Below are 26,113 nucleotides of genomic sequence, written 5' to 3'. Positions count from 1 at the left end.
TTACAAGTATCAATTACAAATTAAAAATAATAAATTTATCGTTTTTAAAATAAGGAGTAATAATGATCCATTGTGATTCTCAACCCCTATTACCGTTAGAGGATGCATTAACTCAAATGCTAACTTTAACTAAACCAATAAAGCGCAACTTAACAAAAACGATATCCGAATCACAAGGCTGTATTTTGGCTGAAGATATAGTATCACCCATTAATGTACCGCCTTATGACAATTCTGCGATGGACGGTTACGCCATCGCGATAAAACCTGACACTTTGAAATACAAAGTAGTTGGCAAAGCGTTAGCCGGCCAACCTTATCAGCACAAAATTGTACCAGGCGAATGTATCCGTATTATGACAGGCGCGGTGATCCCTGAGGGGGCTAATACCGTGGTGATGCAAGAAAACGCAAAGCGTCTTGAGCAGCATATTGAACTTAGCGAAATTGCCCCTGCAAATCAAAACATCCGGCTAATGGGAGATGATATTCAACAAGGCCACAAAGTATTAGCAAAAGGGCAGTTGTTACGTGCGGTCGATATTGGTTTATTAGCATCACTAGGTATCGCTCAAGTAAGTGTATTTGAACCAATTAAAGTTGGCGTATTCACCACAGGAGATGAATTAAAGCAGCCGGGGGAATTATTATCAGCGGGGCAAATATATGATAGTAATCGGCCAATGCTTAAAGCCTTGTTAAATCATGCGTATATTCAAGTGGTTGATTTAGGCGTGATAGCTGATGATTTTTCAGCAATAGAGCAAGCTTTTATAACCTTATCGAATCGTTGTGATGCAATAGTATCTTGCGGAGGAGTATCGGTAGGTGACGCTGATTATACAAAACAAGTTATTGATAAAATTGGCGAAATTAATTTTTGGAAATTAGCGATTAAACCGGGTAAACCTTTTGCATTTGGTAAAATTAATCAGGCTTTATTCTTGGGCTTACCGGGCAACCCTGTTTCAAGTTATGTCACGTTTGAACAATTGGTTAAACCCGCCTTATCGCATTTAGCCGGTCAGCAGCCTGAACCAAAAGTTCGACTATCTTTACCTGTGAGCGGAACGTTGCGCAAAAGACCAGGCCGCAAAGATTTTCAACGTGCGCGATTAATCCGAAAAAATAATATAGTGGTTGCAGTCGAGCCGGCCGGAAAGCAAAGCTCAGGAGTTTTATCGTCAGTTGCTTACGCGGATTGCTATATTGTGTTGGAAGCAGAACAAGGTCATGTAGGAGACGGCGAACATGTGAATGTTGAATTGTTTAAATAAAGGTTTCAGTAATAAAACTAAAGGTTAATATTTATTAAGGTTTTTGTTTTTTTGTTTTGGGTTTATTAGGCTGCTTTTTATTAAAATCTCTGTTATTCATCAAAACTTCATCTAGTCTTGTTAGATATAGTTTAATACTTAAAGCGCGTCATAATAGCACCAAGGAACTTAACTAAATGCAAATATCTAAAAATACTCAAAAATATATATTATTAGGGCTTGCGAGCTCTGCGTTGATTAGCTGTGGTGGTAGTGATAGTAACGATGATGAGGTCACACCTGATCCAATTGTTAATATTGAAGTATCAGGTAAGGCCTCAAAAGGTATTATCAAGCAAGGGTTAGTCTCCATCTATAAAGTAACAGAGACCGGCTCTTTAGGGGAAAAGTTAACCACAGTACCCAGCGAAATACTTACAGATAATGATGGTAAATATACCGCTAATTTAGAAGGTGATTATCAAGGCGCTATAAAAATCATGATTACCCCTACAGCCAATACATTAATGGTATGTGATGTGATAGATGGCTGTGGTGATATTGCATTTGGTCAAGATTTAACGCTAGACACTAATTTTGAACTGTCAGCGGTGGCCAAAGCGGTTAAAGGCGATAGTGAAAATACACAAGTGACGACTAACGTAACTCCTTTAACGAATATTGCAGCGACGTTATTTGAAGAAACCTTGGCAAATAATAGTTCTATCGATGCGCTTAATGCTGTGTCTGCGGTTAACCAGCAAGTTGCTCAGCTGTTTAATTTAGGGCAAGGGGTTGATGTTTCTGAGATCGAAATTATTGATATTACAAACCAAGCTGAATTAGCTCAAGTTGACACTCAAACATTTCAAGCAGCGGCTATTAATGCCGCAATTGCGGCAAAAGCGGTAAAATCCGATAGCTTAGCGAATTTCCTTAAAGTGGCCGCGCAAGACATTGCAGATAATCAAGGTACGATTAAAGTTGGAGCTGCCAGCAGTGGTGAAAATGTTATCTCGTTGGCTGATACCTTGGCAGAAATTAAAAATTTAAATAGTCAGTTAGAACAAAAAATAATTGAAAAAATACAAAACTCAACTGAATTAACGGATGAAGAAAAACAAGCAGCTGAACAGATCGCTAAAGATGCACTGCAAAATAATACAAATATCAGCGAAGCTTACAATGATATTATTTTAGAAGCAGAAGATGATATTGAAGAAGCTGGCGACGAAGATAGAGCAGGTGACGAGTTTACAGAAGATGATATAAACGATGATCCTACCGGGCCTGTCGTAAAAGGCAAACTCATTGCCGATGATCGCCAGTTAGCTGAAGATGGCAGTTTAACCATTGATGTACTAGCTAATGATACCTTATCAATAGAAGGCGATAATACTGCACAAATTACCCTTGATTCTGTTTCGATGCCTAGCAATGGTACCGCCGAAATTAGTGATGGCAAAATTACGTATACACCTAATGCTGATTTTAGCGGTGAAGACGAATTTACCTATACGGTAAAAGCGCTAAATTTAATGTTTACTGCAAAAGTGACATTGCAAGTGCAAGCGCAAGATGATTTAGCGGGTGGTAGTTTTGAGTTGGCTGAAGATGAAAGCCGAACCGATTCTGCTATTGGCACTTATGATATTGATAATATTGAAAGCATTGAAATAGTGACTCAGCCTGCTAATGGTACAGCTAACGTTGATGCAAACAGTATTGAATATATGCCTAATGCTGACTTTAATGGAAGCGATCAGCTCACTTACAAAGTTAATTTAAAATCAGGGGAAAGTGATGAGAATACCTTTGATTACATGATTAGCTCAGTAGTAGATGCTGAAGCCGACACCATCAATACACCTCAATTTGCCAATGCCAGCATTAATGTACTAGCAAATGATAAATTTAGTGCACAAATTCAATCGGTAAAATTATTAAATGATTCAGCAGAGGTTGACCAGCTAGAAACAGACAAAGGGCTAGCCAATATTTCAGCCGATGGAGAATTAACATATCAGCCTTCAGATAGCGCAGTGGGTAGTGATAGCTTTAGTTATCAAGTTACCACCGAAACCGGAATGATGGAAACAGCCATTGTTAATGTTGAAATCAGCGCAAACGACTCAGCGGCCAAAGCCATGTTAATGGTCGAAGACATGCGAAATTGGGGGGCTTATTTATTCCCGAATGATTTTGAAGGCGCCGGTACTTTGGTTGAAGATACCAGAGCCATGTTGGACGTAGTAGATACAGCAGGCCCAGTATTTGAAACTCAGTTATCTGATATGACCATTTTAGGTGATGTGGCGGCGGTTGTTGAGCAAATTATGGATGATATTAACTCAGGCCAAACAGATGAAACCGTATTTGACAGTGCTCAATATGATGCCAGCTTAAGCGGTATGATAACCGTGCAAGAATTAGTGGATACCCAAGCGCAGTTAAAGGTAGATGTTACTCAAAATGGACACACCTTAAATATTGATGCTGAATTTGTCGTGCCGGAAGAAGAACCCCAAGACTCTGAACTGACTGAAAAAATGATTAAAGGGATTATTCACCAAGGTCATTTAGTTGCAGGCAAAACCTCGATTGAATTTACCGACCAATCTATGTTTGAGATAGTGCTAGCGGGCAGCGCGAATACAGAACATGAACAAAATAAAGTGCTGGAAATGATTGCGGCTATCGAAGTTGATTTACTGCAAGAAGCAACGGGTGATTTGACCCAAGATGTTCGCTTTGAAGGTGGACTCAACTTTACTTTAGTTAAAGGCCAAACGATAGACGTTCAGCTTGAAGATACACAAGACAATAGCGTTGAAACTGAATCTTTCACTTTATATTTACCAACTAATGTTTCAGCTCGAGGCAAATTTACAACAGACTCAACTAATACATTAGAAGCCAACTTTGTATTAACTATTGCAAACGCGGCTGGCTACACACTACCGAGTGATGTACTAATTACGAATCAAGGTGATAGCTTATCATTATCGTTAGATCTTGAAGATGAAAATACCTGGTTAAATACAACAGCCAGTATTGCTTTTGATGCAAATCCACAAGTTGAATCTCAAGGGAGTATTGTTGCCAAAGTGATGCGCACCGGTTATGAAAAAGCCACAGTGTCTATTGAAATGAAAGATTCAAACAGTCAGTTAACACTAACTTATGATTCTGAGCAAGAAGATAATATCACCATCAAAAATGATGATGGCTTATATGTTAACTACGACGAAAATGGATTGTATCCAACTGAAAATGATAAAACGATCGTCGCAGAAATTCGCACTGATGACGACGACAATAGCTTACTTGCAACTTTTGAAGAAAATGAAGATGGCTTAGTTGAGGTGTATTACACAGGGACTAATCGCTTTGAAACCTTCTTTTAATTCTATGCTATTTTCAACGTATTAAACTAACAAAAGAGGGCGCATGCCCTCTTTTTATTTGTTTACTTAGAGCGCCAGTTCAAGCTGTTATAGTGACCTTACATGCATATACCAAAAAATATAAAAGCCTTACTTACGTTATTTGTATTGCTGAGCCAGCCAGCGTTTGCACAAATAAAAAATGACAAAGCTTACAAAGTTGAATTTAATATTAACTCTTTTAGTTACAGCGAAGTGATGCCCGTTATAGAAACCTTTGCTGGGGTTATTCCTGTTGCTAGAATTGGGCGAGAAACCAGCTTTTCATCTAAACCAGAACAGGGCCGTCAAGCTATTACTCATAATCGGGCTAACATTCGAGTTAGCTGGGACCATTGGTTTATTCAGTTAGCCAGCCGTTATGATTATGATATTCAATTTACGCCAGATGCAGCTCAACTCTTTTTTTTAGAGCGCAATCAAAGGCCAGTTAATAAAGATAAATACTTGCTTAAATTCTCGGCCAACCATGTTAAAGCAAATGGATTTGGTTTGGGCTATCAATGGCAATTTAAGCAACTGGATATGAATGTTGTGGCGAATTATTGGCATGTTCAGAATATGCAAAATGGCGACATTAATGGCATTTTTCATGTTGAAGATGATGGCGAACATTTTGAAGTGACCGGTGATATTGACTATAAATATTTTCAAGATGCTTTATTAGACCGAAACAACTGCTCACAAAGTGATCCGCCCGTGCCGGGTTGTCATGGCGCCTGGAAACAGGATGGCGATGGGTATAGTATTGATATGCAATTGGCTTATCAAATAAATAAAAATTGGCGATTTGAAGCAAGTGTTTGGGATTTATTTAACCAATTTACTTATAAACAGTTAGGTATTACCCAAGGTCAGTTAGATACGCAAAACGAAGTATTTAACCCAGATGGCTCGTTTTCGATTAAACCCAGTTTTAAAGGCCAATTTTCGGATGGTAAATATAAGCAAAGCATACCAACGCAAACTAATTTGAGGTTATCTGCTGACTATGCAATACCCGTATGGGCAGAGCTTTATACCGTGGAAGATAGCTATTTTCCTTCATTAGGGGTAGGTGGTGATTATTTTAACACCCGGTTTGAGCTAGGTTATCAAGCCAAATCTAATGCTTTAATAGTGAGAGCCAAACATGCGTATTTTAATGTCTCAGTGGCTAGCGAAACCATTAACTTCCAGCAAGCTGGTACCATTATTATCGATTTTTCGCTTAACTATGCCTGGTAGCTAAAACCATAGGGTGGTTTAGCGAAGAATGAGCGTAATTGAGGATGACTTCAAACACCACAAATGTACGATTACGCGCCCACGTCGCTAATCGTACCTACGATGCTAAAATCTAAAATCTAAAGTCTGACTTAAAGCACCGTAGACGCGAAGCTGGCCTATAGGGATATAGGTCGTAGAGCAATGCAGGGAGCAATTGCCGATAGCACGCGCTTCCACGCCTCGTCATTCCGTACAGTGAGGCACGAACGTGATACGGAATCCATCTTATCAGCAACACGAAATTAATTTAACCATAAACCCGCGTGCGCAAGCTGCACGCCTACAAGGTTTATAAAACAAACCTAAAAACGTAGCCTTGATTAGCGAAGTATGAGCGTAATCGAGGAATACAATGTTAGGAACTAGGTCGCTGCGCTTCTAGGCGCTAGGAAAACCCCAACCCCTCAATTCTAAAATCTAAATTCTAAAACCTAAAGTCTGACTTAAAGCACCTTAGACGCGAAGCTGGCCTAGAACACCGTAGGCGTGCAGCTGGCCTATAGGGATATAGGTCGTAGAGCAATGCAGGGAGCAATTGCCGATAGCTCGCGTTTTTGGGTTCAAGGCAACACAGGAGCAAAATGCCGATAGCTCGCGCGCTTCTAAATTCAAGACGCCACATCAGCAATAGCCGATAGCACACGCTTCCACGCCTCGTCATTCCGTACAGTGAGGGACGAACGTGATACGGAATCCATCTTATCAGCAACACGAAATTAATTTAACCAAAAACCCGCGTGCGCAAGCTGCACGCCTACAAGGTTTATAAAACAAACCTAAAAACGTAGCCTTGATTAGCGAAGTATGAGCGTAATCGAGGAATACAATGTTAGGAACTAGGCCGCTGCGCTTCTAGGCGCTAGGAAAACCCTAACCCCTCAATTCTAAAATCTAAATTCTCAAACCTAAAGTCTGACTTAAAGCACCGTAGACGCGAAGCTGGCCTATAGAGATATAGGTCGTAGAGCAATGCAGGGAGCAATTGCCGATAGCTCGCGCTTCTAAATTCAAGGCACCACATCAGCAATAGCCGATAGCACACGCTTCCACACCTCGTCATTCCGTACAGTGAGGCACGAACGTGATACGGAATCCATCTTATCAGCAACACGAAATTAATTTAACCAAAAACCCGCGTGCGCAAGCTGCACGCCTACAAGGTTTATAAAACAAGCCTAAATTCTAGCCCCTAGAAACCTAACACCTAATCCGCTCGGCTGCGTTTATAAATATATAAACAAATTAAGAAAAAGGCGATTACGCCTGTCCAGCTGGCATATTCAATAGGGGTTGCAAGGGGTATTACAAAAGCGGCAAACACAGCTAATAACACGCCCATTAATGCTTCACCCGTAATTAAACCAGAAGCTAACAATAAACCGTTTTTATTATGAGCAGCTTTTTCAGATTCAGTACGATGCTTTAACTTACTCTCTAACCAAAACCTTAATAAAGCGCCAATAAACAAGCTAATAGCCAACGCTAAAGGCAAATAAATACCAATCGCAACCGCTAAAACATGCAGCCTAAATTTAGCCTTAAAACGTGCCAATATAGAATCAACAATAATGATAATAAATGCGATAAGCGCGCCAAGCTGAATCATCAACCAATCTAAACTTTGATTAAATATACCCGTGGTTAAATCACGCATTAAAACGGCTTGCGGTGCCGCTAAAAAATCAGCATTTGGGTTCGCTTCACTGGCTCGTCCAATCCCATAACTGGTATCCAATAAAATTAAAATAAAAGGTAAAACGATAGCCGCTACTACTACCCCAATCATTTGAAATACCTGTTGCTTCCATGGCGTAGAGCCTAAAATATGGCCACACTTTAAATCCTGTAAATTATCACCTGAAATAGCAGCAGCCGAGCAAGTCACAGCGGCTAAATACATGACAATAATGCCACCAATTTGGGCTACTTGAGTTAACCCAGACAATAAATAAAACCAAATAACCGAGCTAACTAAAACAGTGGCGATTGTCACCCCAGAAATTGGGTTGTTTGAACTCCCCACCACCCCAGCCATATAGGCCGCAACCGACGAAAAAATAAAAGCAAAAACCACAACAAACAAAGTCCAAATCAAAGTGAACATAACAGGGTAGGGTGTTCCTCCCAGTAATGGGTATATTAAAAATACCAACGGAGCAATAACAATAGGCATAGCCAATATTAATAAGGCGAAAGGTAAGTCGTGCTCAGTTCTTAATATTTGATTATCGGTTTGCTTAAATGATTGGAATGATTTTAAATTGGTTTTAATGCTAACCCAAACTGGTTTTGCAATTTGAATCAGCGACCACAAACCACCCACTAACATAGCGCCAACCCCTAAACGGCGGTTATCTTGCCAAATCATATTGGCAAGTTGCTGCCAATCGGTTTGGGTTAATAAATTCGTATCAGCAACTTGTACTTGTTCAAGCCAAAAATCAGACTGTAAATACCAATTGAGTGGAATCCCAATTAAGCTGCCAATTAATCCACCCATTAACACCAAAATGGCGATATTAATGCCAACAATATAACCAACGCCTAATAACGCCGGACTAAATTGAATGCTAAAATTAGCTAATATTTGACCATTTAATAGTGGTTTTATCCAAGTGGCAGACGCCGAAAAAATGCCAAAACCAGTCCCTATTAATTTAAATAGCGCGCTAATGCCACAGGCTTGAAGTAAATGACGAACCCCTAACTGGCTTTTCGAGCTAAACTCGGTTTGTTTATAGTGGGTACTATTATTTAATTCAGTGGGGTTAGCTTGAGTACCGGTTAATTGAAAACCAGCTTGTAATACTTCAGCGGTTGCAACCCCTTCAGGAAAAGCCAAAGAGCGATTAATAATTAACGCGCGTCTTAGCGGAATAGTAAAAATAACCCCTAAAAGGCCACCACTTAAAGCCAAAATTAAAATAGGCCAAAATGAATATCCTTGCCAAGCCTGCATTAATACCAGGGCTGGCACGGTGAAAATAACCCCAGCCGCCAAAGCTTCACCGGCCGATGCCGAAGTTTGCACCATATTATTTTGTAAAATATTCGTATTTTTAAACCAACTCATAATCGCCATACTTAAGGCCGCAGCTGGAATAGAAGCTGACACTGTCATACCAACGAGCAGGCCTATATAGGCATTAGCTGCGGTTAAAATAACAGCCAAAATAATAGCTAATATAATGGTATTTAAATTAAATTCGATAATAGATTGTTGAGCTGGGATGATAGGGGTTGTTTGAGCCATACAAAATCCTGTTTCTGGTGGCGCTTTTTTGCCATTATGACCAATAAAGACAAAGCAGCCAAGCTATCACAGCTTAGCTGCTTTGTTGAGGTTAACTACATCTCAATTAAATTTTCATTTTCTGTTTCGTTTTGATCTGTCGAATGCTCATCTTGCTTTTTTTCACGTGCTTCTTGTTGTGCACTTGAGTATAGCTCGCTATTGTTATCAACAAAATCGCCAATGCTAATGCTGTCTTTTAATAAAAACTGACTAGGTAAAATTAACCCTGAATAGCTTGGTCTGGCGCTAAAGTCTTTATGTTTTGCATAATAACCAAGCGAAGCTAAGCCAAATAAAAAGCAGCTGAGTGAAAAGCTTAGCCAGAGCTGGCGACGATCACGTTTTTGATTAAATAAATATAAACTAAAACGTAAACAAGCAAACACAATAACAAAACCGACCATCGCATTCATCACGTTGGCAATTGTGCCATTCGTATTATAAGCCACCAAACTGCTAACGCTCGTTAGCGCTTTTAGACTAAGTAGCGTGATCAATAAGGTGGACAAATGAGCCCAAAATCGAGCCTCGTGCTTAAAAAATCTGGATAATAAGCTCCAAAAGATAGGCCACAAGGTTAACGCAAAAATTAAACTCAGTACCGGATTAAATAATTGCTTTATTTTAAATTCACCAAAAAAAGTTAAATACTCAGTTAAAGCAAACAAACTAATAAATAAACTAAAGCTGGTTATAAAAAATAGTTTGCTTGAGAAAAACTCAGCGGTTTCTTCACTTTTAGTTAAAGCAATGGTTTCTGCTACTGGGTGGTGAGGTGATAATATTTTGATTCTAAGTTTACCTAAATAAAACTCATCTCCGCTTTTAAGTGTTTTTTTATTGAGTAATTGATTCTTATCTTTATCAAAAACATGGTTTAACGAATTTAAGTCTTCAATTTCAAATTCGCCCAGTTCGTTTTGGCTAATTTGGGCATGATGCTCACTAATGTGAATATCTTCTAAAATAATGTCATTATCATAAGCTCGGCCAATGCGAATAACATTAGATGAGGCTTTTTGCTGTTGACTAACTTTACCCGAGCGAGACAAAGTTTGAATGATTAATTCCATTGAATTGCCTCCATAAATTTTTGAGTAAAGGCTTGTGCATTTTCTTTACTCACGCCCGATAACGTAAAGTGGCTCATTAACGATGAGCTATTATTATGAACAGACACCGACATAAATAAAACATCATATAAGCTGGGATACTTTTTATAGTTTCTCACACAATAGGTACTTTTAAAGTTGGCATTGTTTTGCGCAGGGTGAGTAAAATTTTGATTGCAGTGATAATTGCTTACATTTTTTTCGCCCGCCGCGTTGCCCGGGCCCGCACGCGAAAAAGAGCCTTCTAGCAGTTTGCTAAATTGCATCGCATTGAGTTTATCTTTATCTAACCAACTAAATTGAATTTCAATATTGCCGCTTTGAAAATTTCGGTTTAAATAGAGCTTTTCTTTACTTAAGCAATTAATTTCACTGACCTTAAATTGTGCTTTTTCAGCCTCGGCATTTGATTGCCCCCAGCAAGGAATAAAAGGTGCAATTTCACTTAACACCTGAGTTTGACCTAACCGAGTTTGAGGCCAGTCGCTTGCTAATAAAGGTTCATATAATGCTTGTTGGCTGGTAAATAATTGGGTTTCAATATGCTGGTTGTAATTTTCAACTAAGATCGGCGCTTTGGTTGTTGTTAATAAGGTTTTTAGTTTAGTTAAGGGCACTAAAAAACCCAGTTGATTACCCGCAGTGGCGACATTAACACCTATAACTTCACCTTGCTGATTTAAAACAGGGCCGCCGCTCATCCCGGGGTTAATGGAGCCGGTAAAATTTATGCGTTGGTAAAAGCTATGAGCCGTAATGCCGTTATATGTGCCGGGCGATACTATCATGCCGTAGTCATGTGGGTTACCAATAGAGAATATGTCTTCCCCTTGGTTTGGGCTTTCTGTCGCTAATTTTAATTGAATAAGCGTATGAATATCAGCTTTTAAAATAGCCAAATCATTTACCACATCAAAATTAACTAATTTAGCAGGCAAGTTTGTGTTTTTATCCGTGAGTAATTCAATACGATATTGATTAGGGCTGTTCACAAATAATGAAACAACATGATAATTAGTGACAATATGGCCACCTTCAATTAAAAATGCAGAACCAATTGCGGATTTTTTATTGCTGTTTTTTTCAATAAGTTGAACTTGAAAAACAACCGTTTCATACTCTTTAAATAACGCATCAGCATTATTTTGAGCAAAAGCAGTTGCCGTAAATAAATATATGAATGCCCAGCTAGCAGTCAATAAATGTATGATTTTCATAAAAATAGATAAGTCTTTATGTAATTTGAATAGGCAAGTTCAAGATAACAAATCGATTAAAATAAATATATACCCAAAACACGCTAATTTTCTAGGCGCTAGGGTTGAGAGCTAAACCGTAGCCTTGATTAGCGAAGCATGAGCGTAATCCACCGGGAAGGTTCGAGGTTTTAGGATTCAGGCGCTAGGTTTGAGGTTTAAAACCACCTTTCCCCGCAAACGCAAAACTGGCATAAAACACCGCGTGCGCTATCGGCATTTTGCTCCCGGCAATGCTCTACGACGTATATCCCTATAGGCCAGCTGCACGCCTGCGAGGTTTGTAAAACGTAGGGTGGTTTAGCGAAGCATGAGCGTAAGCCACCGGGAAGGTTTTAGGATTCAGGCGCTAGGTTTGAGGTTTAAAACCACCTTTCCCCGCAAACGCAAAACTGGCATAAAACACCGCGTGCGCTATCGGCATTTTGCTCCCGGCAATGCTCTACGACCTATATCCCTATAGGCCAGCTGCACGCCTACGAGGTTTGTAAAACGTAGGGTGGTTTAGCGAAGCATGAGCGTAAGCCACCGGGAAGGTTTGAGGTTTTAGGATTCAGGCGCTAGGTTTAAAACCACCTTTCCCCGCAAACGCAAAACTGGCATAAAACACCGTAGGCGTGCAGCTTGCGCACGCGTTCCTAAATTTAAGGCAACGCCGGGAGCAATTGCCGATAGCGCACGTTTTTAAGTTTCAAAAATAAAAAAGCCCGCTAACTATATGGTTAGCGGGCTTTAAATATTGGTTTAATTGCTTTTTGGCAATTAATTTTTAATGATTATTGAGTTACTTTTTTAATTCTGGGGTTAAAAAAGGCTGAATTTCTTTTAAGGTAATCGCCAATAATTTAGGGTTAGCTGCCACAATATTACCTGATTTAAAGTAATTATGACCGCCAACCATATCAGTTACCATACCGCCTGCTTCACGCACAATTAATTCACCAGCAGCGGTATCCCAAGGTTTTAAACCAAATTCCCAATATGCATCATAACGGCCAGCAGCAAGGTAAGCTAAATCAAGCGCCGCAGAGCCAGCGCGGCGTACATCGCCACCAATTTTAAATAAAGCGCCAAATGTACCTATATAAGCATCATAATGTTGTTTAGCTTTAAACGGAAAACCCGTTGCTAAAATAGTGCCAGTCATGTCTTTTTTCTTAGCAACTCGGATTTTAAATTCATTTAACTGAGCGCCACGGCCTTTTACGCCAGTAAAAAGTTCATCACGGATAGGGTCATAAACAACCGCAACTTCCGTTTTGCCTTTAACTCTAAGCGCAATCGAAACACAAAAATGAGGAATACCACGAGAGAAATTAGATGTGCCATCTAATGGGTCAATTACCCAAACGTAATCTGCGTCTTTACCTGTTTTATGGCCGCCTTCTTCGCCAATAAAACTATGATCAGGATAAGATTGTAAAATGGTTGAAATAATATCGCGTTCCGCTTCGCGGTCAATATTGGTTACAAAATCATTGTCAGTTTTATTTTCAACCGTTACTCGGTCTAATTGTGAAAAGCCACGAGAAATCGTATGGCCTGCTTTACGCGCTGCGCGTACCGCAATGGTCAGCATTGGATGCATCATCTTACCCTGTCATGTAAAAGAACTAAAAATCGGCGCGTATTATAATTGAACAAGTCATTTTTAGCCAGTAAATTAGCCGATTTTTCATAAAAATAACTCAGCTTTGAGTTAACAAAAAGCTTGTCTATGCTAGAATACGCGCTCAATTCTAGAGGACACCTGTACATGCTTGATAAGATCCGGATTATTTTAATTAATACTTCTCACACTGGTAACATAGGTTCAACCGCTCGCGCGATGAAAACCATGGGCTTGTCTAATTTGTGGTTAGTTGACCCGGTTTCAAAACCGGATAGCCATTCATCAGCGCTTGCCGCCGGTGCAACGGACGTATTAGGCAAGGCTAAAATTGTAGATACATTAGATGAAGCGCTGGCAGGCTGTCGGTTAGTGATTGCAACCAGTGCACGTAGCCGAACTTTGGCTTGGCCTGAACTTGACCCTAGAGAATCTGGCATTAAATTAATTCAAGAAGCCCAGCACGACGATGGTGAAGTTGCGCTTATTTTTGGTCGTGAAAATAACGGCTTAAATAATGAAGAGCTGCAAAAAGCCACTTACCATGCCATTATTCCGGCAAATCCAGATTATAGTTCACTCAATTTAGCTGCAGCAGTACAAACCCTTTGTTACGAAGTTAGAATGGCTTATTTACAGCAAGAAAAATTTGAAACGCAAGTGGAACCTTATCCACTGGTTGATGATATGGAGCGTTTTTACAAGCACCTTGAAGAAACACTAATTGGCACCGAATTTATTGTTAAAAATCACCCGGGCCAAGTTATGAGTAAATTAAAACGCTTATTTAACCGCGCTCGACCTGAATCGCATGAACTTAATATTTTACGTGGTATGTTAGCGTCGGTTGATAAGCTGGTTAAAAATAAAGGTAAACAATAATGTTCGACAGGCTAAAAGAAGACATTCAAGCTGTCTTTCATCGTGACCCAGCCGCTCGAAACTTTATGGATGTTTTAACTAACTATCCGGGCATGCATGCGATTTGGTGGCACAGAATAAGCCATCCTTTGTATCAACATAATTGGAAATGGCTGGCACGTTTTGTCTCTAACGTAGCAAGATTATTAACCGGTATTGAAATTCACCCCGGCGCAACTATCGGCCGTCGTTTTTTTATTGACCATGGCATGGGCGTTGTCATTGGTGAAACAGCCGAAATAGGGGACGATTGCACTTTATATCATGGGGTAACTTTAGGCGGCACCAGCTGGAATAAAGGTAAACGACACCCAACTTTAGCCAATGGCGTGGTAGTGGGGGCAGGCGCAAAAGTATTAGGGCCAATTAATATTGGCGAAAATGCAAAAGTAGGCTCAAATTCTGTAGTGGTTAAAGATGTCCCAGCAGAAGCAACCTGTATCGGTATACCAGGGCGTATTGTAGTACCCAAATCACAACAAAAAACAGATGAAGTACGCAAAGCCATCGCCAAAAAATACGGCTTTGATGCTTATGCGGTTAGCTCTGATAACCCAGATCCAGTTGCCAATCATATTGGTCGTATCTTAGATCACATGCATTTTATGGACAGTAAAGTGATTGAACTGTGCCGTGAAGTGAAAAAAATGGGGGGTGATGTTTGCGATCAAGCCATCCCTGGTTTAACCATAGATGATGATGAAATTGTCAAAGCCGAACAAGACGCCGCCCGCGACAGAACCAACCACCACGAAGCATTCGATCCGCAAATTTAATTTTACCCGGTACCTTTGTATGACTGGTCCCATTCAGTCCTTCGCAGGGAAGACGGCACTAAACACCATCGTCATACCCGCGCACGACTGAATGGATTCAGGAGGTAGAATAACGCAAGGAGCAGTTATCGAGGCGGGTATCCCTTTGGCGGCTTCGAACCTTGTTAGTATTCTGAAATAACAAGCGACAATAGTGCTGATTAATTCAGTTGGTTTGACTTAGGTTTTGTGGTGATTGCGGGATCCCTGCCTACGCAGGGAAGACGGAGTAAATGCAGGGAAGACGGATTTCCGCCCAACCGTCATACCCGCGAACGACTGAATGGATTCAGGAGGTAGAATAACGCAGGGAGCAGTTATCGAGGCGGGTATCCCTTTGGCAGCTTCGAATTTTTTAGTATTTTGAAATAACAAGCGACAATAGTGCAGATTAATTCAGTTGGTTTGACTTAGGTTTTGTGGTGATTGCGGGATCCCTGCCTACGCAGGGATGACGGAGTAAATGCAGGGAAGACGGATTTCCGCCCAACCGTCATACCCGCGAAGGCGGGTATCCCTTTGGCGATGTTGAACTGTGGTAGGGATTAAGAGGTACAGGCAATTATATTGCTGGCTGAATTTGTATTTTGTAATGTCTTTTAAAGTGCTTGCGGGATCTCTGCCTCGGCAATTGCTCCCTGCATTGCTCGATCTCCTGAATCCATTCAGTCGTTCTCAGCGATGACGAGGTAAACCAAGGGATAACACATTTTAAACTAACGGCCATAAATCGTTCCAGTCAGGGTTATTTTCTTCAATTAAATTAACTTTCCATGCTCTTTTCCATTTTTTCATTTGTTTTTCTCGGGTTATTGCCTCATACATAGTTTGATGGCATTCAACATAAACCAAATTAGTGATGTCATATTTTTGAGTAAACCCAGAGTTATACTTTTGCTTGTGCTGCCAAACTCTCTGGTTAATATCACTTGTTACACCAATATATAAAGTTCCATGCTTTTTACTTGATAATATGTAGACGCAAGGTTGATGCAGCATTTCAAACTCCGTTTTGAATAAATATCCGTTCCGTTAATTATAAACCGAGTTTTAGAATTTGACTGAAAACTAGAATGTCTTTTTCATCAATTCGAACTAATAATGATAATTCACTTCGGCGGCTTCGAACCTTGTTAGTATTCTGAAATAACAAGCGACAATAGTGCTGATTAATTCAGTTGGTTTGACTTAGGTTTTGTGGTGATTGCGGGATCCCTGCCTACGCAGGGAAGACGGATTTCCGCCCAACCGTCATACCCGCGCAGGCGGGTATCCCTTTGGCGGCTTCGAACGTTGTTAGTATTCTGAAATAACAAGCGACCATAGTGCTGATTGGTTTAGTTGCTTTGACTTAGATTTTGTGGTGCTTGCGGGATCCCTGCCTACGCAGGGATGACGGAGTAAATGCAGGGAAGACGGATTTCCGCCCAACCGTCATACCCGCGCAGGCGGGTATCCCTTTGGCGGCTTCGAACGTTGTTAGTATTCTGAAATAACAAGCGACCATAGTGCTGATTGGTTTAGTTGCTTTGACTTAGGTTTTGTGGTGATTGCGGGATCCCTGCCTACGCAGGGATGACGGAGTAAATGCAGGGAAGACGGATTTCCGCCCAACCGTCATACCCGCGCACGACTGAATGGATTCAGGAGGTAGAATAACGCAAGGAGCAGTTATCGAGGCGGGTATCCCTTTGGCGGCTTCGAATTTTTTTAGTATGTTGAAATAACAAGCGACAATAGTGCTGATTAATTCAGTTGCTTTGACTTAGATTTTATGGTGATTGCGGGATCCCTGCCTACGCAGGGATGACAGCGTAAAAAAGGATGACGGAGTAATACAGGTATGACAATACTCAACACCATCGTCATACCCGCGAACGACTGAATGGATTCAGGAGGTAGATAACGCAGGGAGCAGTTATCGAGGCGGGGATCCCTTTGACGTTTTCCAACTACGGAATGCAACCCCCAGATCCCAAAACTCCAAATCCCAGAAGCGAAGCGTCCCAGCAATCCATTAACCCAAAAACGCATTTATTCAAAAACTAACCGCTTTGATTTATATTTGCACAAAACTTGGTTAATAATTAATTAATCAAAAAAAATATGGATTTTTTTTAGAAAAAAGTTTGACAAAAATCTGAGAATCGTTAATATGCGCCCCAACGAAAACGGTGAGATGGCCGAGAGGCTGAAGGCGCTCCCCTGCTAAGGGAGTATAGGGTTTGTAGCCCTATCGAGGGTTCGAATCCCTCTCTCACCGCCATTTTCGTAAAGATCAAATACGCGTGTGTAGCTCAGCTGGATAGAGTACCTGGCTACGAACCAGGCGGTCGGAGGTTCGAATCCTTCCACACGCGCCATTTATCTTACCCTAATATCAAAACGCGTGTGTAGCTCAGCTGGATAGAGTACCTGGCTACGAACCAGGCGGTCGGAGGTTCGAATCCTTCCACACGCGCCACTTCTCAGTTTTACCATCTTATTATTAGTTGTAAATGAGCAGTGTTGTTAAATTGTGTAGGTGGTATTTTTTAATACTTTTGCGCCTTAGAGTTAAATTATTTTAACTACAATGTAAAAACACTGAATTTGTTTACTAAACTTAAGCCACTTTAAATCAAACAAATTTAGTGTAGGTCGATATTTAGACTATGCAAAATTCTGTTATGGTCTATATATTATTATCTTTACGTTGAAAATTAACTGATAATTTATGTTTTTAATGGTTTTAATTCAATTAAGCACTAAGACATAAATTTTTAGTTCTTTTTTACGTTGAATTGAGCGTTTAAACTGATACCAGATTTTTAATTTGGTTGATTTATAAACGGCGTCGTGATAACCGTAGGTTCACGAACCTAAATTAATAGAGACGATATATGGAAAACAATCTAGGAGCTTTACTACTTGAAGCGGGCAACCTACTGTTAATCGGTATGGTGGTTGTATTTTCGTTTTTAGGCATTTTAATCTTTTTAATGAAATTAATGTCTAGCTTGGTTGGTGGTGATGCACCTGTCACAGCACAGGTTAATCCTGGCCAAAGAGCCAGAAAACCAGCATCAGCCCCCCAAGATCACAAAGTTAAAGCGGCTATCTCAGCTGCAATCCACCAATATCGCCAAGATAACAAATAGCAAGTAGGAGATTTATTATGGCCAAGCCGCTACTGATTACAGATGTTGTATTAAGAGATGCGCATCAATCACTATTAGCCACTCGTCTACGTTTAGACGATATGTTACCCATCGCCGAAAAGCTAGATAAACTAGGTTATTGGTCGCTTGAAAGCTGGGGTGGTGCAACCTTTGATTCATGTATTCGTTATTTAGGCGAAGATCCTTGGGATCGAATTCGTGAACTTAAAAAAGCCATGCCAAATACCAAACAGCAAATGTTATTGCGTGGTCAAAACTTATTAGGCTATCGCCACTACGCAGATGACGTGGTTGAAAAATTTGTTGAACGTGCACACACAAATGGTGTTGACGTTTTCCGTATTTTTGACGCAATGAACGACGTACGCAACTTACAAACGGCAATTAAAACTGCGATTAAAGTAGGTGCACACGCGCAAGGTACATTATCGTACACAGTGAGCCCGGTTCACACCATGGACATGTGGATTGACATGGCGCGTGAATTAGAAGATATGGGCGTTCACTCAATCTTTATTAAAGACATGGCCGGTTTATTAAAACCTTACGTTGCTGAAGAATTAGTCACTCGCTTAAAAGAAGCGGTTGATGTGCCAATTGCGATGCAATGTCATGCCACTACCGGTTTAAGCACAGCCACATACATGAAAGCCATTGATGCCGGTATTGATATGTTAGATACCGCGGTTTCTTCAATGAGTATGACATACGGTCATACAGCTACAGAAACCATTGCCGCCATTGTTGAAGGCACAGAACGCGATACAGGTCTTGACCTTAATGCAATGGAAGAAGTCGCCTCTTATTTCCGTGACGTTCGTAAAAAATACGCCAAATTTGAAGGCGCATTAAAAGGTGTCGATGCACGTATCTTAACGGCACAAGTACCTGGCGGCATGTTAACTAACATGGAAAGCCAATTAAAAGAGCAGGGCGCTGGCGATAAATTAGACGCCGTATTAAAAGAAATTCCGAACGTACGTGAAGATTTAGGTTTTATTCCACTTGTCACACCAACCTCACAAATTGTAGGTACACAAGCAGTATTAAACGTATTAACGGGTGAGCGTTATAAATCAATCACTAAAGAAACTGCTGGTGTTTTAAAAGGTGAATACGGTGCAACTGCAGCACCAGTAAATGGCGAGTTGTTAGCTCGAGTATTAGAAGGCGGTGAGCAAATCACTTGTCGTCCGGCAGATAAATTAGAGCCAGAAATGGACAACCTAACTGCCGAATTAGAAAAATTAGCGGAAGAAAAATCAGTTAAACTAGCCGATGAAAAAATTGATGACGTATTAACTTACGCATTATTCCCACAAATTGGCTTTAAATTTATTGAAAACCGTAATAACCCATCTGCATTTGAACCAGCACCAACGGCTGAATCAGAAGAAAAACCTGCATCAAACAGTGCGCCACAGGTACAAACAGCAGGTCCAGCTGCTTATAGCGTAAGGGTTGATGGCAAAGTTTATCAAGTAGAAGTAGCACCTAGCGGTGAAATTACAGATATTGAAAACATGCAGTCAGGTGGCGATGAAAGAGTGCCACAATCAACCTCAGTATCAGCAGCTGAAACCTTAAACTCACCATTATCGGGCAACATTTTTAAAGTTAATGTAAACCCAGGCGATCAAGTTGCCGCTGGTGATGTGGTTATCATTATGGAAGCGATGAAAATGGAAACAGAAATCCGAGCAACCAAAGATGGTGAAGTGGTTGACGTATTCGTTAAAACAGGCGATTCAGTTCAGTCTGGCGATCCAATGTTAAGTTTGTCGTAAGGGTTTAAAATGGACGGTATAGCAACTTTATGGGCCTCAACGGGCATAGCTAATTTTGAAATTTTACAATTAGTGATGATTGCTGTTGGTTTTGGGCTTTTGTATTTAGCAATTTCTAAAAAGTTTGAACCTTTATTATTATTACCTATTGGTTTTGGTGCCATATTAACCAACATACCAGTGGCAGGTTTTGCTGATGAAGGCGGTTTACTTTACTACGTATACCATATAGGGATTGATACGGGTGTATTCCCACTTTTAATCTTTATGGGTGTCGGCGCAATGACAGATTTTGGTGCGCTTATCGCAAATCCAAAAATGTTATTATTAGGTGCAGCGGCTCAAACCGGTATATTTGCCACCTTGTTTGGCGCAATTTTGTTAAACCTAATTCCAGGTTTTGATTTTACCTTGGCGGATGCATCGGCGATTGCCATTATCGGCGGGGCAGATGGCCCAACCGCAATCTTCTTAGCGTCCCGGCTAGCGCCCGATTTATTAGGTGCAATAGCGGTAGCTGCTTATTCATATATGGCACTGGTTCCAATTATCCAACCACCCATTATGAAAGCATTAACGTCAGAAGCGGATCGTAAAATTGTAATGGAACAATTAAGACCTGTTTCAGCGAAAGAAAAAATGATCTTTCCATTAATGGTACTCGGCATCACCATTTTATTCTTACCAGAAGCAACCCCATTAGTAGGTATGTTCTGCTTAGGTAATTTAATGCGTGAATGTGGTGCGGTTGATCGTTTGAGCAAAACAGCTCAAAACGAATTAATTAACATAGTGACCATTTTCTTAGGTTTAGCGGTGGGGTCTAAATTGTCCGCTGACAAATTCTTAACCGTAGAAACCTTAGGTATTTTAGCACTAGGTGCTGTTGCATTTGGTATTGGTACCGCTTGTGGTGTATTAATGGCTAAACTAATGAGCAAAATGTCGGGCGGTAAAATTAACCCGCTTATCGGTGCCGCTGGCGTATCAGCAGTGCCTATGGCAGCTCGAGTTGTGAATAAAGTGGGCTTACAAGCCAACCCACACAACTTTTTACTGATGCATGCAATGGGCCCCAACGTAGCCGGTGTATTAGGCTCAGCCGTTGCCGCAGGTATTTTATTAGCATTAGTCGGTGGTTAATGGTTAGCGGTTAAATTTTTAACCAAACCAAACTGATAAAAAGGTTGCCTCGGCAACCTTTTTTTATACCTAACATAAAATCCACAAAAAGTAGGGTGGTTTAGCGAAGCATGAGCGTAAGCCACCAAGAAGGTTTGAGGTTTTAGGATTCAGGCGCTAGGGAAACCCTCAACCCCTAAATTCTAAAACCTAAATTCTGATTCAAACCACCGTAGACGCGAAGCTTGCTCGCGTTTTTAAATTTAAGGCAATGCAGGGAGCAATTGCCGATAGCACGCGCTTCCACGCCTCGTCATTCCGTACAGTGAGGCACGAACGTGATACGGAATCCATCTTATCAGCGCCACGCCAGCAATTACCAACCCCCGCGTGCGCAAGCTGCACGCCTACAAGGTTTACAAAACAAACATTAAAAACCCCGCTTTGATTAGCGAAGCATGAGCGTAATCCAGGATGACTTCAAACACCACAAATGTACGATTACGCGCCCACGTCGCTAATCGTACCTACGGTGCTAAAATCAAAAATCTTTTCCCTAGCAGCGGAGCGCCCTAGTCCCTAGAATCCTAGAACCTAAATTCTAAAGTCTGATTCAAACCACCGTAGACGCGAAGCTTGCTCGCGTTTTTAAATTTAAGGCAATGCAGGGAGCAATTGCCGATAGCACGCGTTTTTGGGTTAAGGCAACGCACACGTGTATTGCCGATAACAATTCGCGTGCGCTATCGGCATTTTGCTCCCGGCAATGCTCTACGACCTATATCCTATAGGCCAGCTGCACGCCTACAAATTTTATAAAACAAATTTAAAACGTAGCCTTGATTAGCGAAGCATGAGCGTAATCGAGGATGACTTCAAGCACCACAAATGTACGATTACGCGCCCACGTCACTAATCGTACCTACGTCTTTCGAGAATTTAGATTTGAGATAATAGATAAGAGAAAAAGTAGGGTGGTTTAGCGAAGCATGAGCGTAAGCCACCAGGAAGGTTTGAAGTTTAAAATACCTATAGCTCGTGGAAAAATATCAAAGTTAAGTTATATTTTTATACAGGAACTACATTATTAAAGGATTATTATATGAAGTATTTATTTGCCAGTTTAATTTTTATTGTAATGAAAAGTTACGCTGTAAATTTCAATGATATCAATACTTACAATAACGAATTAAGATATCACAGAGGTGATTATATTCGTTATATCAACTATATTTGGGTTGCTAATTCTTCCTCTATTGGCAAACCACCTTCAGCAATAAGTAAAGTTTGGACTCATATCCCTTTAATTAATATTCAAGAAGCGAAATTAAGCGGCCATTATAAAATAGGCCAAGCTGTTACTCACCTTGACCGCTATTACTTCGCAATAAAGCAAACTAAGTTTAAATTTAATGATCGCCACTTTGAACGTAATTGGGTTGAGTTTTCGCATCCAGCTATAGGGTACGATTTACCAATAATTGAGAGTCTACCTGATAATTTAATGGGAATTGATATTAATCAGAATGATTTAAGAGATGATTATGAAATTTATGTGTTAATGAACTTTTCATCGCTTCAGTTAAGAAATCTAGGTCTAGCTGCGGGGCGTTTATATAATCAAGTGCTCATGTTAAGTAATATGCCTAATTTGTTTAACACTGAACAAGATCTTAAGATTTTTATGAATAAATTGGTAGCATCGCGTATTTGCCAGAAAAAACTTACATTAAAATATCCTGATTTCACAGGGTTTCAGCACAAATATATTAATTCACCCAGCAGAATTAAGGCCTATTATGGCGGACAAAAAGTTTTACATACTCAGCTAGGTGATGAATACGAGGCTGCTATTATGGATGATTCATGTGTGCAAGTTATCAATTAAGGAATATTAGATGAAAAAATTATTAAAGATAACTTTGCTCATTATATCTTGTATATATTCAAATCAAAATGTTTATGCAGCCCCAAAAATTTGTTCAGATTATATTGATTTTTTACAACTGTTTTATGTGAATGGAATGTTTACAAGTTATGAGGCGTTTTTAGAGAATAAAAGAGCATTGAATCAATTCCAAGATGGTTTTTTAAATCAATCGTATAAAAAAGCAAGCTCAGTTAAAGGCGCCTACAATGATAATGAATTTTTTGTAAGTCAACTTGCAGAAGTAGCCAAACATAAAATAGAGGATATTGCAGAAACACAATCAATAAAAAATAAACTGGAAGAAGCTGTCTATCAGGTATTATTGGGAAACCCAGTCCAAGAAATAAAAAAAGACTTATTAATAGATATAATAGCTCACAATTGGAATTATTTTTTACCTTCAATCATTAATGAAAATGATTATATAAACGCAATTTCGCAGCTTAAAAATACAATAAATGGGTGCAGTAGAAATGTGTTAGTATCGCACTCGCAAGGTAATTTTTATGCGAATAAATTGATAGATGACATGTATTCTAAGCATATACTGCCAGGTGGTTGGTTGCTCACTGACTACCCCATGCTAGGGCTGATGTCTATTGCAAATCCAGCTAATACCATAGGTGATCAAACGGGTACCAAAAATCCAAATTTAGTTGGGCATATTACAAATGACAATGATTTAATTATGTTGGCAGTGAGAGATGCCCTTGAAGCTGTGGATTCAAATTTTAAATCATCATTTAATTCCAGCGATTGGTCTGGCCACTCTATTATTGAATCATATTTAAGTCAGCCGCAGCAGGCTAAATATATTTCAACTTCTATAATTGCTATTGCTGATTCAATGCTGCCCGTACCAATGTATAATCAAAATTTAACACAGTCTAGCGCCATTGAGAGTTATGGCTATTCTGACGTAAACCACATTCTAGATATAAAGTTTTCTGCTAAATATATTTATCGTTATTCTAGTGTGCCGGGGGCTGTTATTACAGATTTTAATCAAGCTATATCTAAAGGCGGCTTTTATAATCAATTTGTTAAAGGAAAATATGAATCTAAAAAAATAGAACAGGGAAGTAAATATTAAAAAACTAGTGACACTAAACGATACACAATAGAGGTTTGAAAACGTAGCCTTGATTAGCGAAGTATGAGCGTAATCGAGGAATACAATGTTAGGAGCTAGGCCGCTGCGCTTCTAGGCATAAGGAAAACCCCAACCCCTAAATTCTAAAATCTCAATTCTGATTCAAACCACCGTAGACGCGAAGCTTGCTCGCGTTTTTAAATTTAAGGCAATGCAGGAAGCAATAGCCGATAGCACGCGCTTCCACGCCTCGTCATTCCGTACAGTGAGGCACGAACGTGATACGGAATCCATCTTATCAGCAACACGAAATTAATTTAACCAAAAAACCGCGCCAGCCAGCTTGACGCCTACAAATTTTATTAAACCCGACATTGATCAGACCCCAAGCTCAAAATTATTAATTTTATAGTAGCGTTCAGCACATCCTGCGAGCTGCTGGATTACACTATTCCTCACGTCATTTATCCCATCCACATGCACCAACTCATAGTCATAGTGGGTATCAAGCTGCACTAGGTTTACACCTTCAAAACACTGGAATACCCAACGTAAAGTTGGATTGCTAATTGGTTTATTTATCTGATTTGGAATGGTTATTTGCGCTTTAGCCATATTCGCACGTAACCGTCTTTGACCTATGCTATAAACCAATAACGACAGCGTCATAATCATCAACAAGGCATCGATTCTGCTTGGCTTTTTTATAAAAAGTGACGAGACAAAAAATAGTGGGTCTTTTAAAAATCTAAACCCTCGCTCAACATGAGATTGCGCTTTGTAGCGCTCAAAAACGCATTCATCGCTTAACTCAGTTTCACAGGCATTTGTTGCCAATACAAAACAAGATTTTTGTTCGACGTAATTCTGTTGCGCGGCTTTATCTTCGGTCACTTGGCCGATAAGTTGCCATTGCACTGATTGAACCACCGCATCTTTTTTGGGTCGGCCTTTTCCTTCATATTGATTATGTGCGTTGCACTCAGCAATGCTTAAACTATGGTATTTTTGCTTTTTATCTAATACTGCTAAGGCGCTTTGTGCATCCGTTTCACAAGCAAATCTTTGCGCTTGCAAATGAAATAGGGCTTTATCCAATGCTTTGCGCTCTTTAGCCACTAAACCTTCGATGCTTTTCTGTGCACGTGCTTTTGCTGCGTTAGAGTAAACAACCAGCCAACGCTGCTCAATATCCATATGCTCAACTCTAAGCGGTCTGTATTGATAGTTGTCGTTGATACGTGTCCAATCATTGGCCGTTAACGCTTCTGAAATGGACTGATTTTCTAATTTTATCGTGGATGGAATGAGAGTGATAAATCGAATTTGTTGGAGAAATTCGGCATTTTCTTTGTGGTAAAATTTGCTGTCTGCTATACAAAATTTGGGGGCATCGCTTGCTTTGAATGTATCTACCAATGCGCTGGCACGCTCTCTAAATATAGTGCTGTCAGATGCATTGCCATCCCAATTTTTACTGAGCATAGGGACGCCGCCGTCTTGCGTAACAATCATCTCTTGCACGATTTGTTTTAAATCAGGTCTATGGTCTTTGCTGTATCCATGTTTGATTTGAATTGGAATTTCATCTTCTTGTTCATCATCTATATTGTATTGGCCTGTAAGTGAATAACTTGTTGTATCTAAAGATTGAAATTGGGTGTCGACTTGCTCTATTTGGCAAGCTTGATAGGCAATACGAGCAAAAAGATTGTCACAACCAAAGTCGCTGCATTGGTCGAGTGTGCGTCCTAATTTGTGACGGTTAAAGTGACTTGCCTCGACTCCTTGTCTAAAAAGATGCTCCATTGGCAAATTTTCAAAAAATTGTGGTGTGAGGCTCAAAGGTCGGTTAGAAAAGCCCAACCCGTTCATAATCATGCCTTTAACCGCTTCACCTGGTGTTATCTCTTGCTTTTCATCTTGAGGTAAATATTGGTCTATTAATTCAACTAGTTTCAAGTCGTCAATTACGCCTGCTACAATTCCATGATGATCTAACCGTTTGATTTTTAATTTCATATTCACCTCAATAAATTGA

At 40.1% G+C, this 26,113-nt stretch carries 16 protein-coding genes and 3 tRNA genes; 13 read left to right on the top strand and 6 right to left on the bottom strand.

What is annotated here, in order from left to right:
* Positions 1-62: 62 nt before the first annotated feature.
* The 3 genes from moeA to OLW01_RS09455 all read left to right on the top strand — a co-directional run bounded on the left by moeA (position 63) and on the right by OLW01_RS09455 (position 5,929).
* Complete coding sequence (moeA, locus tag OLW01_RS09465; protein ID WP_268073624.1) at positions 63-1,277, top strand: molybdopterin molybdotransferase MoeA; 1,215 nt, start codon at positions 63-65, stop codon at positions 1,275-1,277.
* A gap of 176 nt (positions 1,278-1,453) precedes the next feature.
* The gene (locus OLW01_RS09460) at positions 1,454-4,663 is read left to right on the top strand and encodes an Ig-like domain-containing protein (RefSeq protein ID WP_268073623.1); all 3,210 of its coding nucleotides are present in this window, start codon (positions 1,454-1,456) and stop codon (positions 4,661-4,663) included.
* A 102-nt stretch (positions 4,664-4,765) separates the two neighbouring features.
* Positions 4,766-5,929 (top strand): DUF5723 family protein, encoded by a 1,164-nt coding sequence (locus OLW01_RS09455; protein WP_268073622.1) that lies wholly within the window; start codon positions 4,766-4,768, stop codon positions 5,927-5,929.
* A gap of 1,246 nt (positions 5,930-7,175) precedes the next feature.
* Here OLW01_RS09455 and OLW01_RS09450 read toward each other — a convergent pair.
* From OLW01_RS09450 to suhB, 4 genes are all read right to left on the bottom strand, one after another.
* The gene (locus OLW01_RS09450) at positions 7,176-9,224 is read right to left on the bottom strand and encodes an OPT family oligopeptide transporter (protein WP_268073621.1); all 2,049 of its coding nucleotides are present in this window, start codon (positions 9,222-9,224) and stop codon (positions 7,176-7,178) included.
* 95 nt (positions 9,225-9,319) lie between these two features.
* Complete coding sequence (locus OLW01_RS09445; protein WP_268073620.1) at positions 9,320-10,339, bottom strand: FHA domain-containing protein; 1,020 nt, start codon at positions 10,337-10,339, stop codon at positions 9,320-9,322.
* Positions 10,330-11,595: a S1C family serine protease gene (locus OLW01_RS09440; protein ID WP_268073619.1), complete on the bottom strand. Its 1,266-nt coding sequence runs from the start codon at positions 11,593-11,595 to the stop codon at positions 10,330-10,332. The genes OLW01_RS09445 and OLW01_RS09440 overlap by 10 nt, the downstream gene beginning before the upstream one ends.
* A gap of 823 nt (positions 11,596-12,418) precedes the next feature.
* Complete coding sequence (gene suhB, locus OLW01_RS09435; RefSeq protein ID WP_268076199.1) at positions 12,419-13,222, bottom strand: inositol-1-monophosphatase; 804 nt, start codon at positions 13,220-13,222, stop codon at positions 12,419-12,421.
* A 168-nt stretch (positions 13,223-13,390) separates the two neighbouring features.
* On the opposite strand from suhB, the gene trmJ reads away from it, so the two are divergent.
* Complete coding sequence (gene trmJ, locus OLW01_RS09430; RefSeq protein WP_268073618.1) at positions 13,391-14,125, top strand: tRNA (cytosine(32)/uridine(32)-2'-O)-methyltransferase TrmJ; 735 nt, start codon at positions 13,391-13,393, stop codon at positions 14,123-14,125.
* Entirely contained in the window at positions 14,125-14,940 is an 816-nt protein-coding gene (gene cysE, locus OLW01_RS09425) for a serine O-acetyltransferase (RefSeq protein WP_268073617.1), read from the top strand. The genes trmJ and cysE overlap by 1 nt, the downstream gene beginning before the upstream one ends.
* A 750-nt stretch (positions 14,941-15,690) precedes the next feature.
* Here the strand turns inward: cysE and OLW01_RS09420 are convergent.
* Positions 15,691-15,978 carry a GIY-YIG nuclease family protein gene (locus OLW01_RS09420; protein WP_268073616.1) on the bottom strand — a complete coding sequence of 96 codons (288 nt, stop codon included), beginning with the start codon at positions 15,976-15,978 and terminating at the stop codon, positions 15,691-15,693.
* Positions 15,979-17,152: 1,174 nt separating this feature from the next.
* Between OLW01_RS09420 and OLW01_RS09415 the strand changes: the two genes are divergently transcribed.
* From OLW01_RS09415 to OLW01_RS09380, 8 genes are all read left to right on the top strand, one after another.
* Positions 17,153-17,245: transfer RNA gene (locus OLW01_RS09415), tRNA-Ser, on the top strand.
* A 20-nt stretch (positions 17,246-17,265) separates the two neighbouring features.
* Positions 17,266-17,342, top strand: a tRNA-Arg gene (locus OLW01_RS09410).
* A 24-nt stretch (positions 17,343-17,366) separates the two neighbouring features.
* Positions 17,367-17,443, top strand: a tRNA-Arg gene (locus tag OLW01_RS09405).
* Positions 17,444-17,861: 418 nt separating this feature from the next.
* Positions 17,862-18,119 (top strand): OadG family protein, encoded by a 258-nt coding sequence (locus tag OLW01_RS09400; RefSeq protein ID WP_268073615.1) that lies wholly within the window; start codon positions 17,862-17,864, stop codon positions 18,117-18,119.
* 17 nt (positions 18,120-18,136) lie between these two features.
* Positions 18,137-19,927 (top strand): sodium-extruding oxaloacetate decarboxylase subunit alpha, encoded by a 1,791-nt coding sequence (gene oadA / locus OLW01_RS09395; RefSeq protein ID WP_268073614.1) that lies wholly within the window; start codon positions 18,137-18,139, stop codon positions 19,925-19,927.
* 9 nt (positions 19,928-19,936) lie between these two features.
* On the top strand, positions 19,937-21,070 hold the full coding sequence (locus OLW01_RS09390) for a sodium ion-translocating decarboxylase subunit beta (RefSeq protein ID WP_268073613.1): 1,134 nt from the start codon (positions 19,937-19,939) through the stop codon (positions 21,068-21,070).
* A gap of 1,081 nt (positions 21,071-22,151) precedes the next feature.
* Complete coding sequence (locus OLW01_RS09385) at positions 22,152-22,937, top strand: hypothetical protein (protein ID WP_268073612.1); 786 nt, start codon at positions 22,152-22,154, stop codon at positions 22,935-22,937.
* Positions 22,938-22,947: 10 nt separating this feature from the next.
* Complete coding sequence (locus OLW01_RS09380; RefSeq protein WP_268073611.1) at positions 22,948-24,072, top strand: KTSC domain-containing protein; 1,125 nt, start codon at positions 22,948-22,950, stop codon at positions 24,070-24,072.
* 378 nt (positions 24,073-24,450) lie between these two features.
* Here the strand turns inward: OLW01_RS09380 and OLW01_RS09375 are convergent, their stop codons facing one another.
* Positions 24,451-26,094, bottom strand: coding sequence for an IS1634 family transposase (locus tag OLW01_RS09375; RefSeq protein WP_268073610.1), 1,644 nt, complete (start codon positions 26,092-26,094; stop codon positions 24,451-24,453).
* Between the last annotated feature and the right edge of the window lie 19 nt (positions 26,095-26,113).

This window comes from Catenovulum adriaticum, from assembly GCF_026725475.1.
Taxonomy (GTDB): domain Bacteria; phylum Pseudomonadota; class Gammaproteobacteria; order Enterobacterales; family Alteromonadaceae; genus Catenovulum; species Catenovulum adriaticum.
This window is presented reverse-complemented; position numbering and strand designations above follow the sequence as displayed.

What these genes read in the sequence shown, in the direction of transcription:
- OLW01_RS09400 (WP_268073615.1), top strand. Translation starts at nt 17,862, where the DNA reads ATGGAAAACAATCTAGGAGCTTTACTACTTGAAGCGGGCAACCTACTG.
- trmJ (WP_268073618.1), top strand. Translation starts at nt 13,391, where the DNA reads ATGCTTGATAAGATCCGGATTATTTTAATTAATACTTCTCACACTGGT.
- oadA (WP_268073614.1), top strand. Translation starts at nt 18,137, where the DNA reads ATGGCCAAGCCGCTACTGATTACAGATGTTGTATTAAGAGATGCGCAT.
- cysE (WP_268073617.1), top strand. Translation starts at nt 14,125, where the DNA reads ATGTTCGACAGGCTAAAAGAAGACATTCAAGCTGTCTTTCATCGTGAC.
- moeA (WP_268073624.1), top strand. Translation starts at nt 63, where the DNA reads ATGATCCATTGTGATTCTCAACCCCTATTACCGTTAGAGGATGCATTA.
- OLW01_RS09380 (WP_268073611.1), top strand. Translation starts at nt 22,948, where the DNA reads ATGAAAAAATTATTAAAGATAACTTTGCTCATTATATCTTGTATATAT.
- OLW01_RS09375 (WP_268073610.1), bottom strand. Translation starts at nt 26,094, where the DNA reads ATGAAATTAAAAATCAAACGGTTAGATCATCATGGAATTGTAGCAGGC.
- OLW01_RS09420 (WP_268073616.1), bottom strand. Translation starts at nt 15,978, where the DNA reads ATGCTGCATCAACCTTGCGTCTACATATTATCAAGTAAAAAGCATGGA.
- OLW01_RS09460 (WP_268073623.1), top strand. Translation starts at nt 1,454, where the DNA reads ATGCAAATATCTAAAAATACTCAAAAATATATATTATTAGGGCTTGCG.
- OLW01_RS09445 (WP_268073620.1), bottom strand. Translation starts at nt 10,339, where the DNA reads ATGGAATTAATCATTCAAACTTTGTCTCGCTCGGGTAAAGTTAGTCAA.
- OLW01_RS09455 (WP_268073622.1), top strand. Translation starts at nt 4,766, where the DNA reads ATGCATATACCAAAAAATATAAAAGCCTTACTTACGTTATTTGTATTG.
- suhB (WP_268076199.1), bottom strand. Translation starts at nt 13,222, where the DNA reads ATGCATCCAATGCTGACCATTGCGGTACGCGCAGCGCGTAAAGCAGGC.
- OLW01_RS09385 (WP_268073612.1), top strand. Translation starts at nt 22,152, where the DNA reads ATGAAGTATTTATTTGCCAGTTTAATTTTTATTGTAATGAAAAGTTAC.
- OLW01_RS09450 (WP_268073621.1), bottom strand. Translation starts at nt 9,224, where the DNA reads ATGGCTCAAACAACCCCTATCATCCCAGCTCAACAATCTATTATCGAA.
- OLW01_RS09390 (WP_268073613.1), top strand. Translation starts at nt 19,937, where the DNA reads ATGGACGGTATAGCAACTTTATGGGCCTCAACGGGCATAGCTAATTTT.
- OLW01_RS09440 (WP_268073619.1), bottom strand. Translation starts at nt 11,595, where the DNA reads ATGAAAATCATACATTTATTGACTGCTAGCTGGGCATTCATATATTTA.